Source organism: Pedobacter alluvionis (genome assembly GCF_003664035.1).
Lineage (GTDB): Bacteria > Bacteroidota > Bacteroidia > Sphingobacteriales > Sphingobacteriaceae > Pedobacter > Pedobacter alluvionis.
Genome location: NZ_RCCK01000014.1, coordinates 100,456 through 116,717, shown reverse-complemented (window position 1 = coordinate 116,717; position 16,262 = coordinate 100,456). Strand labels below are relative to the sequence as shown.

Here is a 16,262-nt window from a genome sequence, read left to right as displayed (position 1 = left end):
TTTGGCTAAAGACACGAATAAAGAAACCCCGTTAATGCAGCAGTACAACGCAATTAAAGCGAAGTATCCGGGTGCACTTTTACTATTTAGGGTTGGCGATTTTTATGAAACCTTTGGCGAAGATGCCATTAAAACGGCACAGATTTTAGGCATTGTACTTACCAGAAGGGGTACAGGGCCCAATGGCGGTGCATTGGAACTGGCCGGTTTTCCGCACCATTCTTTGGATAACTATTTATCTAAACTGGTTAGGGCTGGTCAACGTGTGGCAATATGCGATCAACTCGAGGACCCTAAAACCACAAAAACCATTGTTAAACGTGGTGTAACCGAGTTGGTTACCCCTGGTGTAGCTTATGGCGATAATATTGTAAACCAAAAATCGAATAATTTTCTGGCCTGCGTTTTCTTTGATAAAACACAACTGGGCGTTTCATTTTTAGATATTTCAACAGGTGAATTTTTAATCGCTCAAGGTAACAGCGATTATATTGATAAACTTTTACAAGGCTTTAAGCCGACAGAGGTTATTTTTCAGAAATCTAAGAGACAGGTTTTTACCGAAAACTTCGGTGATCGTTTTTATACTTTTGGGTTAGATGAATGGCCTTTTACCACCGATTTCGGTAACGAAACCCTGATGAAACACTTTGAAGTTTCTTCGCTAAAAGGTTTTGGGGTGGAGCGTTTGCAAAGCGGAATTGTAGCAGCTGGTGTGATTTTACACTACCTGGGCGAAACTGAGCACCGGAATCTACAGCATATCAGTTCGATTGGCCGTATTGAGGAAGACCGTTACATGTGGTTAGACCGTTTCACCATTCGCAACCTGGAATTAGTGAATTCACCTAATGATAATGCGGTAACCCTTTTCGATATTCTGGATCATACCTGTACCCCGATGGGTGCGCGTTTGTTGCAGAAATGGATTATTATGCCATTAAAAGAATTGAAACCAATTCAGGAACGACTTGGAATGGTGGAGTATTTTGTAAAACATGAGGAACTACAAGGCGAATTTTTAAACAACATTAAACAGATTGGTGATTTAGAACGACTCATTTCTAAAGTGGGCCTGCAACGTGTTGGTCCAAGAGAACTGGTTGCCTTAAAACGTGCGCTTTACCATATCGAAGCAGTTAAAAAACTGGCTGCCGATTCTAAAAATCCTTTCCTGATTAAAATAGCAGATCAGTTAAATCCATGTTTGGCTATCCGCGATAGGATTGAAAGGGAATTGCAGCCCGAGCCACCAGCTTTGCTGATTAAGGGGAATGTAATTGCCGATGGAATTGACGAAGATTTAGACCGCTTACGTAAAATTGCCTTTGGTGGTAAAGATTACCTGGTGCAGATCCAGAAACGCGAAGCAGAAGCAACAGGTATTCCATCACTAAAAATCGCCTTTAATAACGTTTTTGGTTATTATTTAGAAGTTACGCATACCCATAAAGATAAAGTGCCGGAGGGCTGGATCCGTAAACAAACGCTGGTAAATGCGGAGCGCTACATTACACCTGAACTTAAAGAATACGAAGATCAGATTTTAGGTGCGGAAGAAAAGATACAGGCTATTGAAATTAGATTGTATAATGAACTGATGTATGAAACAGCCAGTTACATTAAACCGATCCAGCTTGATTCATTTTTAATTGCACAGCTCGATTGTTTATTGTGTTTCGCACAGCTGGCTGTTAAAAACCACTATAACAAACCCAAAGTTACCGAGAATAAGGTGCTTGATATTAAAGGCGGGCGCCACCCGGTAATTGAAAAACAATTGCCTGTAGGGCAGGAATACATTACGAATGATGTATACCTCGATACCGAGAGTCAGCAGATTATTATGATTACCGGTCCCAACATGGCGGGTAAGTCGGCCATTTTAAGGCAAACTGCGCTGATTGTACTGATGGCGCAAATGGGTTCCTTTGTTCCTGCCAAGGATGCAGAAGTGGGTATTGTAGATAAAATTTTTACCCGTGTAGGCGCATCTGATAATATCTCTTCAGGAGAGAGTACATTCATGGTCGAAATGAATGAAACCGCGAGCATCCTGAACAATATTTCGGATGATAGTTTGATCTTACTTGATGAAATTGGCCGCGGAACGAGTACCTATGATGGCATTTCAATTGCCTGGGCAATTGCCGAATTTCTGCATCAGCACCCAACAGCGCGACCAAAGACCCTATTCGCTACACACTACCATGAGCTAAACGAGCTGGCCAATACCATGCCGCGCATTAAAAACTTTAATGTATCGGTAAAAGAAATGACCAATAAGGTGATCTTTTTAAGGAAACTGATTCCTGGTGGTAGTGAACATAGTTTTGGGATACACGTAGCGAAAATGGCCGGTATGCCAACAAAACTAATCGGTCGTGCCAACGAGATCCTGAAGAAACTGGAAATAGACAGGACCGAAGGGCAAAGTATAAAAGACAGCATTAAAAAAGTACAGAACCAGGCTTACCAGTTACAGATGTTCGCGATTGATGATCCTGTTTTGGTGAAAATCCGCGATACACTCAATAATTTGGATGTAAACGCGTTAACACCTGTTGAGGCGCTGTTAAAATTAGACGAAATACAGCGGTTAATAAAAAATTAGGAAAGGTTAGAGGTTTGGGGTGTAAGGTTTAAGGACAAAACATCTTTAATCTCTAATACATTAATATATTATTTATGCAGCTTACCTTGAACCTTATACCTTTTAACTTCCACCTGAAAAGGAATATATTATTTTTAATAGCAATCATATTTTTTCTTTCGTCTTGCGGAACAAGAAAATATACGGTCAAAAGTGATACAAAAGCTTCGAAAGCGGCAGATGCAATGGCAAATTTACAAAGCAAACCGCTTTATCGTTTCATCACCGATTGGACAGGGGTGAGGTACCGGTTTGGCGGATTGGATAAAAATGGTGTTGATTGTTCTGGTTTTGCTTTTTTACTGGAGAAAGAAATATATGGGGTTACACTTCCCCGTATTTCGCGTGAGCAGGCCAATGTGGTAAAACGTAAAAACATTGATAGTTTAAAGGAAGGAGATCTCGTATTTTTCTCTTTTGGCGGCAATGATGTAGATCATGTTGGGGTTTACCTCAATAATGGTTTTTTTGTGCATGCCAGTACTACCAGGGGAATAGTTGTTGATGATATAACTCTTCCAGCTTATCAGAAGGTATTGGTTAAATCGGGATCGGTAAATTAATTCTTACTGTCATTCTGAATGCAATGAAGAATCTCTAACAGATGAGCACTAACCAGTGATTTGTGATACTACAGGAAAGATTCTTCGCTTTGTTCAGAATGACATCCTTGGTTAAAACAAACTTCATCTTTTTCGTTATCCATTTATGTTTTTTTGTAATCCGCTTATCTTTAATTCTAATTGTTTAAACATACCTTAACCACCACTGTTTGTGGTTTTCTTTGTATCGTTTAAACCATCTGCATGGTAAATACAAGGCTGCTACTGCACAAAACCATATTGAATAGACTATTGGCAAACCAAAACCAAATGTAGCCGGTCTAAACCAGAACGGAATTTGTACAATATCCTTACCTGTGTACCCTGTGGCAAAAAATACAATTACAAGTAGGGTATGAAGCAGATAAAAGTGCAGTACATAATAAAAGAAAGGTACAGCGCCATACACAGCAGTTATCCTGGTAAACCAATTATTCAGGTTTTCAGTGAAAGCCAAAAATAACATGGCCGGACCTAAAGTCATGGCGGTATACTGTAACGATGGTGGATATTTGCTTACATTAAAAAAAGCAAGCAAATTCTTAAAAAAGTCGTGATATTCTTTTCGCGGAGCAGGATCGCCATATATATTGATCAATCTCAAAGAGATAAACACAAATATAGTGAGCAAACCCACAATTAATAAATTGCGCTTTCTGCGCTCGGCAGCGTAGCCTTTTTTATACCATGCACCAACTCCATAACCCACAAACATCACACCTGTCCAGGGCAGGATGGCATAAAATACACCAACAAGATGAGTACTTGAAACCGGTAAAATAGTTCCCGACGCCGTGAAAAATATTTTTAAGATCATGCCACCATTTGGGTCTGCTGGAGTAGGAAATAAATCGAAAAGGTTATGCCCGAAAACCAATATTAAACCAATTATGAGCACAGTTTTATACGAAATTCGACTGGCCAATCCGAGGAATATCATACTGGTGCCAATTGCCCATATTACCTGAAGGATGATGAAATTGTAAAATGGATTAAAGGTTAAACCGAGTGTAATTAATGCGATTTCGATTACAATTAACCATAAACCACGTTTCAATAAAAAGGAGCTTGCTTTACCTGGTGTTTTGTTTTGCGCAGACAGATAGGCCGATAATCCGGATAAAAAAACAAAGGTCGGTGCACAGAAATGGGTAATCCAGCGGGTAAAAAATAACATCCCGGTAGTGGTTTCAGGATTTAGCGGATCGCCTGTCATGGCACCGATATGAAAGAAATCTCTCGTATGATCAAGCGCCATAATAATCATCACTAACCCACGTAATATATCGATGGATAAAATTCGCTTTGATAGGGTCATGTGATCAGCATTCATAACAATAGGTTTGGATGTTTAAATATAGGCATTCAGAATTATTTTTACAGATATACTTGATTACCTTAGTACATCAGAATGTGAACTGAATCTATTTCAATATACTCTGTAAGAAAATCGATTTAGGAATGGTTTAATTGACCATCATGATTTTGATGTTCGAAAAATTATCATAATATTTGTTAAGGACTAACCGAATAATATGCTATCATTACCATTTATATGATTGATAATAGAATGCGTTCCGTTCCATAAAAATTAAACCAAAATATCATAATACATCATAATGAAAAGAAGAACATTTATACAAAACACAGGCTTGTTAGGGGCAGGAGTTGTTGCATCGAAATTTTCTTTTGCTGCCGATCTTGCACCAGAATTTCCTGTGGTACGTGTAGCTGCCGCGAAACGACATTTTCAAAGTAAAGCTGTAGATACTGCCATTAAAACTTTCCAGGCAAATGTTAAAAATCCTGAATTGGCCTGGCTGTTCGAAAACTGTTTCCCCAATACGTTAGATACGACGGTTTATCATTCAGAAAAAAATGGCAGACCAGATACTTATGTAATTACAGGTGACATTGATGCCATGTGGCTACGTGATAGTTCTGCCCAGGTTTGGCCTTACCTTCAATTTGTAAATGAAGACGAGCCGCTAAAAAAACTGATTGCCGGTGTAATTATCCACCAGACTAAATGCATTTTAAAAGATCCTTATGCTAATGCTTTTTATGGCGATGCCAATAAAGTAGGCGAGTGGAAAACTGATGAAACCGCTATGCAGCCAGGTGTACACGAACGCAAGTGGGAAATCGACTCATTGTGTTATCCTATCCGTTTAGCTTACCATTACTGGAAAAAAACAGGTGATAAAACACCATTCGATGCCGACTGGAAAAAAGGAATTGAGGCCACTTTAAAAACTTTTAAAGAGCAACAGCGCAAAACAGATAAAGGCCCATACCATTTCCAAAGGGAAACCACAAAACCTACAGATTCTTTACCAATGGCGGGTTATGGTTTTCCGGTAAACCCGGTTGGATTGATCTGTTCAGCATTTCGTCCGAGTGATGATGCCACCATTTTTCCTTTCCTTGTTCCGTCTAATTTCTTTGCCGTATCAAGCTTAAAGCAGGCAGCAGAAATGATTAAGGCCCTAAACAGCGATAAAACATTAGAAAGTAACTTGTTAAATCTTGCCGATGAGGTAAATGCTGCGCTTCAAAAACATGCTGTTGTAAATCACCCGAAATACGGCAAAATTTACGCCTTCGAAGTTGATGGTTTTGGCAGTTCGTATTTAATGGACGATTCGAACGTACCAAGTTTATTGGGTTTACCTTATTTAGGGGCAATGAAAATTGAAGATCCGATTTATCAAAACACCAGGAAATTTGCGCTTTCAAAAGATAATCCTTATTTCTTTAAAGGTACCGCTGGAGAAGGCATTGGTGGTCCGCATGTTGGTCAGGACATGATCTGGCCAATGAGCATTACCATGCGCGCCTTAACATCGAAAGATGATGCAGAGATTAAATATTGTATAGATACTTTGCGTAAAACGCATGCTGGCAAAGGTTTCATGCATGAAGCTTTTAATAAAGACAATCCTGCAAACTTTACCAGGGCGTGGTTTGCCTGGTCTAACACCTTATTTGGTGAGCTGCTTTGGAAAACTTATCATGAGAAACCAGCTTTATTAAAAGCTTAATCTACCCGACCGTATTGATTGGTGTTATTGACTGATTTTGATATTCTGTTCAATTCTAATCAATACGGTTTTGTTTTATATTTAAAATTTGATGTTAATCCGGAACTTTCTACGCAAATTAGGAATAAAGCGATCAATTTATGTAAAAGCTGTGTTAAAACAGCGGTTACTGTTTTTGCATCATGTAAATATTTGTAAATTGCTTGAAAATTATAGCCTTTAGTATTGCAAAATTCTAGTAAAACCATCCTTAACGATATCGAATCTATAAGTAAGATTCCTGCAGTTGCAAATATTTTAGAAATTGTTTGTAGAACCACAGGAATGGGCTTTTCGGCAGTGGCCAGGGTTACATCAGATACATGGACTGTTTGTGCTGTTCGTGATGAAATAAATTTCGGGTTAGCTGTGGGAGGCGAACTTAAACTTGAAACGACCATCTGTAACGAGATCAGGCAGCATAAACAGGCTGTTATTATTGACCATGTGGCAGAAGATCCCGATTTTGCACATCACCATACGCCGTTAATGTATGGTTTTCAGAGTTACATTTCAGTACCCATAAAGTTAAAAAATGGTATGTTTTTCGGTACACTTTGTGCCATTGATCCTAAACCTGCTAAACTGAAAAATCCAACGGTTACAGGTATGTTTACCATGTTTGCCGACTTAATTGCCTTTCATTTAGACGCACTGGAAGAACTTGCGAAAACAGAGAGAGAATTAAAAAAAGAACAGGAGATAGCTGTTTTAAGAGATCAGTTTATTGCTATTTTGGGTCATGATTTACGAAATCCACTAAATGCAATTTCAAACAGTGCACAGCTTTTATCGCGTTTGAATGTAGATGAACGCAGTGGCCGTATCACTAAAATTATAAAAGATTCTTCTTTTAGGATGAATGGTTTGATCGAGAACATGCTCGATTTTGCCAGTGGAAGATTAGGCGAGGGCATTACCATTACTAAAACACCAGACGAAGATTTAGAGAAATTGCTGCTTCAGGTGGTCGAAGAGTTGCAGGCCATTTGGCCATCAAGAGCTATTAAGGTGAACTTTAATTTTGATCACCCTGTTCATGCTGATGGGAAACGACTGGCACAGCTTTTTTCTAATTTGCTGGCTAACGCTTTAAATTATTCCCCATCAGATTCTGCCGTAGAAATAACCGCATTTAGCAATACCGAAGAGTTTAATCTTTGCGTAGCGAATCAGGGCAAACAAATACCAACCGCTGCTATGGACCGCCTATTTCAACCGTTTTCGAGAGGTGAGGTAGAACCCAATCAGAAAGGCCTGGGTTTAGGTCTTTACATTGCCTCAGAAATTGCCAATGCGCATGATGGTACCCTTGATGTATCTTCTACGCCTGAACAAACCTGTTTTACTTTGCGCTTACCTTCACAAAAATGATAACTGTTAACGATAGTTTGCCAACATCAACACTTTTAGAAATTAAGGTAGGAGAGGTTATAACGGATGGAAAGAGCCAATCTGGCACTGTTAAAAGTATTGAAATCAGTGAAACGGATGAGTTTTTAATGTTTCTTTTTCAACTGGAAGATAGCCACATTATTATTAAAAAGCTTAAGCAGGTTTGTTAATGCTTGTTACAGTCGGTTATTTTGATCGATAGTTATGAAATGTAATAGAGCATAAAAATCTATTGGTATTTAAAACTGCTAAAAATCCTGGTTCAGCTACCATAGACAGAATCCATTAGTAAGGTCGTCATTGCGAGGAGGAACGACGAAGCAATCTTTCCTGCTAGAAAGATTGCTTCCCCGAAAATCGGGGCGGGCTGTCGGCTGAAAAGGCCTTGTTATAATGACGTTTATTTAAACAACTGATATTTAGGATTATTTTTTTGACCATATAAGACATTTAAGGGCCATATAAGCTTATATGGTGTGAATTACTTAATGAATTAGATGTTCTTAGGTGTCTAAGGTGGTTAATTAAACTGCATAGTCTTTAATTTTTACGACCACCTTAGACATCTTAGCTCAATGAGTTTTGCAGGATGCAAAATCTTAAACCTAATACGTTAGAAAGCGCGTACAGGACGTCATTCCTATTTTTTTCAGGCTACTGACCTGATGGTTACTCGCAATGACGACTAGATTATCCTTCAAAACCATACACTTTCCCAACTTGCGTTTTAAAACTGTATTTAAAGTCCTTTCCTGATGTTTGCTCATCAATGCCCTTAACTTCATGTTTTAATGCATTGGGAGATCTCACGATACAGTCTTCGCCAGACAAAGATTTGATGGACAACTTCACAACTTTACCATCCTTCCATTGCAAATCGGTAATTTCAAAATTACCACGGGCCCTTAAACCCTGAATACTTCCGGTTGCCCATTGATCAGGTAAAGCTGGTAAAAACTGTAATTCGCCAGTCTGGCTTTGCAGCAACATTTCCGAAATACCTGCAGTATAGCCAAAGTTTCCGTCAATTTGAAAGGGTGGGTGTGCGCAGAATAGATTGGTATAAATTCCACCGCCTTTGTTATAATCGGTACCTGAACCACCAACAGGTGTGATAAAGTTTTGTAAGATTTTATAAGCATGGTTTCCATCCTGTAAACGTGCCCAAAAATTCATTTTCCAGGCCATCGACCAGCCGGTTGATTCATCCCCCCGGGCAGTTAAGGTTACCCGCGCTGCTTTTGCCAGTTCTGGCGTTTTAATGGTACTGATCTCTCTCCCCGGATGTAAACCGAAGAGGTGTGAAATGTGTCTGTGTTGGTCTTTTGGATCATCACGATCAGTTTCCCATTCCTGCAGCTGACCCCATTTTCCGATTTTAGGTTTTAATAAATGTGCTTTTAAATCGGCAATGTGTTTTTTGTAATCCGCATCAATACCTAAAACTTCAGCAGCTTCAATATAGTTGGTAAACAGATCAAACACAATTTGCTGATCATGTGTCACCCCATCCTCAGTTGGGCCATGTTCAGGCGACCAGCCCATTGGCGATACCAGTGTTCCATCAGGTCTTCTTTTTAAATGGTCATCCCAAAATTCAGCGATTTCTTTTATAATCGGGTAAGCAAAATTTTGTAAATAATTTTTGTCTTTTGTAAAAGCATAATGCTCCCACAGTGCTTGTGCATACCAGGCACTTCCAGGAGTGTTCCATAGAAAACTCATGCCACCAAAAATATTGTTCTCTGTTTTTACCGTCCAGCCTCTGGTATTGGGATATTGCTTGCGGGTGGCTATAGCACTCACTTCTCTCATGCTGTTAATATAATCCAGGTACGGAATCTGGCACTCAGAAAGATTGGTAGGCTCTGCCAGCCAATAATTCATCTGGATGTTAATGTTCGAGTGGTAATCGCTGCCCCATGGCGGGTTATTACTTTCGTTCCAGAGACCTTGCAAATTGGCCGGTAAACCACCCGGCCTTGACGAACTGATTAAGAGATACCGGCCATATTGGAAAATTAAAGCTTCGAGTGCAGGGTCGGCTACCTTTTTATAATTGATCAGCCGCTGATAGGTAGGCTGCTTTTGGGTGTCGGCATTACTCGTTCCAAGATTTATAGCCAGGCGGTTATATAAATGGCTGTAATCCTGGATATGATTTTTTAAAAGTTTATTGTAACTTTTAGCTTTTACTGCATTTAATACGCGCTCAATTTTAGGCACAGGTTCTTCGCCTTTCCAGTTTTGCTCACGTTTGTTGATGTAATTGGTAGCCGCAGTAAAAATTAAGGTAACCGCATCTGCATCTGTTATTTTTAATTTTTCGCTTTCACCATCTTTTACTGCTTCAAGCTTTCCATTCTCTACTTTAATTACAGCGGTAGCCTGGTAAGTCATGCCGTTTGGTAGTTTACCAGTAAGCTGAATGGTATTTCCACTAGCTGTTATCGTGCCGTTATGTGCATCTTTTAAGCTAATGATGGCCGAGTAAGCTTTCTTTTGGTTAGCGGTAAAACGCAGTACCATCACTTTATCCGGAAAGCTGCAAAAATACTCACGTTTAAATTGGGTGCCGTTTTGTGTGTAATTAATGGTATGTACTGCATGGTCAATATCCAGTTTACGGCTGTAATTGGTAAATGGCTGGTCTTTATTATTGAAATCGATAAACAGATCGCCAAAGGCCTGATACGTGCCCCGGTCATTTTCATCACCTGTCCACAAAGTGTTATCGTTAAACTGAATGTGTTCCTGATCAACACCGCCAAAAATCATCCCGCCAATGCGACCGTTGCCAATGGGATAGGCCTCCGTCATCCATTTCTGTGCAGGTTTATTGTCCCACATTGTAAAAGCAGGATTTTCTTTTTTTTGGGCCAATAGCCTGTTAGTAAAGCAGAGGAGTAGTAAGCACGATAATACGGCGCAAACCATATATTGCCTGTAATTTAAAAGCATGTTGGTTATTTGATTAGTGTGTAAATCAAAGATATATAAAATAGAATAGGAGGCACGTAAAGTCAGGCAATAAAGCATCCAGATATTTGGCAAATTATTCAACTATTTAAGCATTAGATTTGCTATAAGATCTCCAGATCTTAACATTTTGGGTTTGAATTTTCTTCATAAAAGCTGAGATCATTGATAGTCGATTTTTAAAACATTTGAAAGACTGCAAGAAGTCTTATTTGCGAGTAACCATCAGGTCAAGTGGCCTGAAAAAAATAGGAATGACGTCCTATATGCGCTTTCTAAATTATAGGTTTAAGATTTTACATCCTGTAAAACTCAAGAGAGCTAAGATGTTTATGGTGGTCGTAAAAATTAAAGACTATGCTGTTTAATTAACCACCTTAGACAGTAAGAATACCTAGTACATTAAATAATCCTTTAGGCTTTCACACCATATAAGAAATATAAGAACACGTAAGCTTATATGGTTCTTAAATGTCTTATATGGTCAAAAAAATAATACTGAATATCATTGTCTACATAAACGTCATTATAAGGTAAGGGGCAATCCTAATGCGAGTGCAAGTAGCGACTGTTGTAAGATTGCTTCGTCGTGCCTCCTCGCATCCGATAGCTATCTGATGACGAATTTCTGATGGAATATGTGAATGGTAACTATTCTGATATTTTGTGGATAGGACTGATAGATTTTATATATTTGATATAACACTAAAACGTTTTATGTAAATGAAATTGCTAACCAAATCCTTAATCATTCTCCTAATGGTAGTTGTTGTGAGCCTGCACCAATCTCATGCCCAAACCAAACTAACCCAATACGTAAACACTTTTATTGGCACGGCGCCTTTAACCGATCCGAAAATTTTAGGCTATGAATTGCCAGAGGGTTGGCGATCGTGGGCAGGTTTAACTTTTCCGGGTAGCTCGTTGCCTAATGCGATGGTACAATTAAGTCCGGTTACGGAATTTGGCTCTGGTGCAGGCTACGAGTACGAAGACGATACCATTTATGGTTTTGCACACACCAATAAAGGGCACTGGAACCTGTGTAATATTCCTGTTTTACCGCTATCAAACCCACAAGGTAAATATGGATCAAAGTTTTCGCACAAAAAGGAAAGTGCGGCACCAGGATTTTATCAGGTTTATTTGGATGATTACCAGGTAAACGTCAGGCTTACTTCAACCTTAAGATGTGGTTTTCATGAATATACCTACAAAAATAATTCCGACAAACAAATCCTATTGAGTATGGGTAAAGCCAATAGTGGCGTTAACACCTGGAATATCGCACAAGATGGTCCATCGGCCATACAAGGTTTTCAAGGGGGCGAAAACGTATACTTTTATGCAGTGGTGAACGGAAAGATAGATAAACTTGATATTACCGATGCCGGCAAACGCTCAGGTTATGCCATTCTTCATCTTGCAGATGGAAATAAAGGACCTGTAGAACTTAAGATCGGCTTATCGTTTGTGAGTATAGCCAATGCTAAGGAAAATCTGGCAAAAGAAATCGGCAATAAAACATTTATGCAGATCCGCCATGAGGCTACAGAGAAATGGGAGGCGCTTTTATCAACCATTCAGGTTAAAGGTGGAACTGAGAAACAAAAACAAATGTTATATTCTTGCTTGTACCGGTCTTTTTTATGGCCAGCTTTAAGGAGTGATGTTAATGGTGAGTTCAGAGATGCAAAACGCAATGTGGTAAAAGGAAATTTCAATTACTATACTGAACCATCGCTTTGGGATACCTATCGAAATAAAGATGTGCTTTTAGGCTTAGTTACGCCTAAAGTAACACTGGATGTAATTAAATCCATGAAAGATGTTGGCGACAAAACGGGTTTTATTCCTACTTTTTTTCATGGCGACCATGGTGCCTCTTCTATTGCGGGAGCGTATTTAAGGGGAATAGATGATTTCGATATCAAAGGGACCTACCAGATTTTGTTGCGTAATGCCAATGTGGATGGTGGTGCCCGCCCTTTCGTGAAAGAATATATTGAGAAAGGGTATATTTCAGATCCTGATATTAAAAATCCACATGTAGAAACCAAAGCCAGGGCAGGGGTTTCTAAAACGCTGGAATATGCCTATGATGATTATTCGCTGGCCCAAATCGCTAAAAAATTAGGCGATAGCAGTAATTATCATGTCCTGATGAGCCGGTCTAAAAATTATAAAAATGTGTTCGATCCGGCTACGCGGTTTATGAGGGGCAGATTAGAAAATGGCGATTGGATTAAACCTTTTAATCCGCAATATCCTTATTACGAATATATGTACAGGGAAGCCAATGCCTGGCAGGTTTCGTTTTATGCTCCTCATGATATGAAAGGTTTGATTGAGTTATATGGTGGTGCAAAAGGCTTCGAATCCAAACTGGATTCCTTATTTACTGTACCCTGGAATCCGAAATATATTGCTCGTAATGTTGAAACGATGATTGGTCAATACTGCCAGGGCAACCAGCCAGATCATGAAGCTCCTTTTGCTTATACTTTTATTGGCAAGCCAGAAAAATCACAAAAAATTATTGATAAAATACTAAATGAACTATATGGCATAGGAAGCGATGGTTTGGCGCTTTCGGGAATGGATGACGCCGGCGAAATGTCTGCCTGGTATGTGTTTTCTTCGTTGGGATTATATCCATTCTCGGCAACCGATCCAACTTACATCGTTACCGCGCCACTTTTTGACGAGGTAAAATGGAAAACCAGTAGTGGTAAAGTATTAACCATCAGCAAGCCTGGTAAGGGAAGAGGCATTACAGAGATTAAAGTAGATGGAAAAATAAACCAGGGTTATTTTATTTCTCACGATCTGTTTAAAAATGGGGGTAGGGTAGAAATCGGTACTAAATAAAGCCTGAATACTAAAAGGAAATGGGAAAAGAAGGGTAATTTAGAAGAATAATGCGCTAGTTTATTTTTGTTCATTAAGGTCAAAGATAGGGATTAAGCCAAGTTTTGTTGTTTATTTTTAGGTGGATATTTAAATGCTTCAACTATTTTATCCTTAATTGCACACCTTAAACATTTTATCAATTACGTTGTTCTACCTGATAATAACTTCTTGATTGATATTAAATACATTAAGAAATGCGCTATTTTTTCGTCTCTTACTCCATAACCTAAAAAATGAACCTAAGCATTAATAAGCGTGTCGGAAAAACGGCATTCATTGTTTTATTAATTTTTATCATAACATTTTCGATATTTATTCTTTTTTCAGAAACCAGGGGGCCGGATAGTAATGTAATATATAATAAAGGACAGAAAATAGGTGGGGTATTTACCCTGTATCAGAATCAGATATATGCATCTGTGCCTAGTAATGGAGACTATTTAGTTCAGGAGGCTGATGCCAATAGTTTCAGACTGGTTGATGACAGCTACCAAAATCGACAGTTTGGCATAGATAAAAATCATGCATACTGCGGCAACCTGATTGTTAAAGATTTCAATCCGGCTACAGCCAGGGCAATCGGCAATGATTATTTTACCGATGGAAAGCAAACCTGTTACTGTGCTTCAATGAGTGTGAGAAATGAGGATTTATCATTTTTCTCAGAATTAGGTTTGATGAGTTTATATGGCCTTGGGATTGGAGACAAGCCCCAGACCTATATTTACCCGCTCACTATACTTAATGCCAGTCCTGTTCCTTATCGTGCCATCCTGAAAACTGAAGTTGCGACTAACGGAAACTTAGCTTACTACCAGGGTAAAATTCTTCCTCAGGCACATGCTACGGGCCTCAGACAAATCTCAGAATGGTACAATGATGGAGATATTCGTGAAAATAAAAACTACCTGGCAGATGGCCAATATGTGTATTACAAAAATACCAGATTGCCACTTCAAGACCATACTGATTTACATGCCATAGTTATTGACGCTCAAAACCAGGAGGATTATCTTATAGATCCCAAACAAGGTATGGTCTATGTTAATGATATAGCCTTCGACAAGCAGCACAGCCCTTATCGGGTATTGTCTCTAAATGGGGCACATGTTTATCATTCTTTATTCCTAAGCAAGGATGGGATTTTTTACTTTGATAAGAAAGAAAAGAAAGTTTTGAGAACTAGGGATAATCCCTTCAATAAAGGCAATTTCAAAGAAATTGCACCGCTGATTTTCTCAGATGGTCATCAAATTCTTTACACTGAGGCCAGTCAAGTCTGGGGCAGAAATAAAAGTCCTGGACTTAAATCCGAGTCAACCCATATTTACAGGTTGGATGAACCCACTAAAGGAAGCTGGCAAAAAATAGGCATGGTTGGCGGCAATTATGGCGCTGTATGGAAAAATGGAAACACTTATTATTACTTCGACCAGCTTGGTGATTCTCAACTGATCCCTCAGACCATTTACCGTATTAATGATCAGTCTACAGTTGCCGCCCTGTTTGCCCCGCAAATTCGCACAGACGACATTCGTAATCTTGTTGATACGGATCGCATGATTAAAGTGAAACGCACAGAATTGGTTGAAATTAATACGAAATTTTCAATCGGGTTTGGAGGGATATTATGGATTATTATAGCTTCTTTTATCGGTATTCAACTATTATTATGGGTACTTAGGAAATTGGGTGTAAATATGAAGCCTTCTCGTATCAAAAATCAGGAATTAAAGAGGGAGAAAGGCAATGAAAAAAGAATGTGATGAACCCGAAATTAAAATCCCTTATGATGTGATATTAGTGATAAAACACATCATAATTATAAGCGGGCAAGGGTATTAAATCAATTCATAAAATATATTTATTTTGACGTTGAATCGCTAAACTTCCTTTTTAGATGATAATACCGAAATAACAGGCGGTCATACCATAGGGCAACCAGCAGCATTACAACAGGAAGTAATAATATTTTTAGTTTAAAATGCTGATATCCCAGTCCACCCAACATTCCGCCTAAAAAAAATCCGCTTATGATCATGGTTTTAAGGAAAATGCTCCTGCGTATTGATTTATACACTGAGTTTTCTTTGTAAAGTAATAATTGAGAAAGTTCTATACCTAAATCTGTGAAGAGTCCCGTCAGGTGGGTGGTTCTCACAACAGATTGCGAAACCTTTGTCACCAATGCATTTTGCAGTCCCATAGAAAATAACAAGGCCGAAGCTATAACTGATGGATACGTCTGATACCATGTAGGAGCTAAAAAGCAGGTCGAACTTATGGAAAGCATGATGCCGATTTCCAGAGAGATAGGGATAATATAAGAATTGTGGGATCTGTTTTTTGATGCCCATTCCATAATCAGCCCAGATACAAAGGCACCGGATAAAAAAAACAATATATAATACAGATAGGTAAAAGCCATATTATAGTTCTCCAGGAAAAGCTGTTCAGAGAAAAACGCAAAATGTCCTGTTACATTCGTTGTTAAGGTATGTACCGACAAAACCCCGGAGATATTCACAATCCCCGCCACAGTAGATAAGATCGAGGCTAGTTTTAGATTATGGGAATAGGTACGGCCTTTCCCTTTGTGTCTGAACATCTGTAGATTCTTTACCCGCTAATTTACAA

The 16,262-nt window shown here is 38.9% G+C and carries 10 protein-coding genes; 7 read left to right on the top strand and 3 right to left on the bottom strand.

All coding sequences use genetic code 11. The features are described from left to right. The first annotated feature begins 1 nt into the window (after position 1). Together mutS and BCL90_RS19980 are read left to right on the top strand one after the other, a co-directional pair. On the top strand, positions 2-2,614 hold the full coding sequence (gene mutS, locus BCL90_RS19985) for a DNA mismatch repair protein MutS (RefSeq protein WP_121286457.1): 2,613 nt from the start codon (positions 2-4) through the stop codon (positions 2,612-2,614). Positions 2,615-2,838: 224 nt separating this feature from the next. Beyond that, on the top strand, positions 2,839-3,216 hold the full coding sequence (locus BCL90_RS19980; protein ID WP_244095152.1) for a C40 family peptidase: 378 nt from the start codon (positions 2,839-2,841) through the stop codon (positions 3,214-3,216). Between the two features lie 184 nt (positions 3,217-3,400). On the opposite strand, the gene BCL90_RS19975 is transcribed toward BCL90_RS19980, so the two are convergent. After that, on the bottom strand, positions 3,401-4,588 hold the full coding sequence (locus tag BCL90_RS19975; RefSeq protein WP_208529936.1) for a DUF1624 domain-containing protein: 1,188 nt from the start codon (positions 4,586-4,588) through the stop codon (positions 3,401-3,403). A 286-nt stretch (positions 4,589-4,874) separates the two neighbouring features. Between BCL90_RS19975 and BCL90_RS19970 the strand changes: the two genes are divergently transcribed. The 3 genes from BCL90_RS19970 (at position 4,875) to BCL90_RS19955 (ending at position 7,903) form a co-directional block, all read left to right on the top strand. Next, the gene (locus BCL90_RS19970; protein ID WP_121286451.1) at positions 4,875-6,299 is read left to right on the top strand and encodes a glycoside hydrolase family 125 protein; all 1,425 of its coding nucleotides are present in this window, start codon (positions 4,875-4,877) and stop codon (positions 6,297-6,299) included. A gap of 225 nt (positions 6,300-6,524) precedes the next feature. Further along, entirely contained in the window at positions 6,525-7,712 is a 1,188-nt protein-coding gene (locus BCL90_RS19960) for a GAF domain-containing sensor histidine kinase (RefSeq protein WP_121286445.1), read from the top strand. After that, complete coding sequence (locus BCL90_RS19955) at positions 7,709-7,903, top strand: hypothetical protein (RefSeq protein WP_121286442.1); 195 nt, start codon at positions 7,709-7,711, stop codon at positions 7,901-7,903. Before BCL90_RS19960 ends, BCL90_RS19955 begins: the two co-directional genes overlap by 4 nt. 520 nt (positions 7,904-8,423) lie before the next feature. Here BCL90_RS19955 and BCL90_RS19950 read toward each other — a convergent pair. Next, entirely contained in the window at positions 8,424-10,616 is a 2,193-nt protein-coding gene (locus tag BCL90_RS19950) for a glycoside hydrolase family 95 protein (RefSeq protein ID WP_166792285.1), read from the bottom strand. Between the two features lie 819 nt (positions 10,617-11,435). Between BCL90_RS19950 and BCL90_RS19945 the strand changes: the two genes are divergently transcribed. After that, positions 11,436-13,583, top strand: coding sequence for a GH92 family glycosyl hydrolase (locus tag BCL90_RS19945; RefSeq protein WP_121286436.1), 2,148 nt, complete (start codon positions 11,436-11,438; stop codon positions 13,581-13,583). Between the two features lie 275 nt (positions 13,584-13,858). Beyond that, positions 13,859-15,391: a DKNYY domain-containing protein gene (locus tag BCL90_RS19940; RefSeq protein WP_121286433.1), complete on the top strand. Its 1,533-nt coding sequence runs from the start codon at positions 13,859-13,861 to the stop codon at positions 15,389-15,391. A gap of 98 nt (positions 15,392-15,489) precedes the next feature. Here the strand turns inward: BCL90_RS19940 and BCL90_RS19935 are convergent, their stop codons facing one another. Continuing rightward, the gene (locus tag BCL90_RS19935; RefSeq protein WP_121286430.1) at positions 15,490-16,233 is read right to left on the bottom strand and encodes a YoaK family protein; all 744 of its coding nucleotides are present in this window, start codon (positions 16,231-16,233) and stop codon (positions 15,490-15,492) included. Positions 16,234-16,262 lie beyond the last annotated feature (29 nt).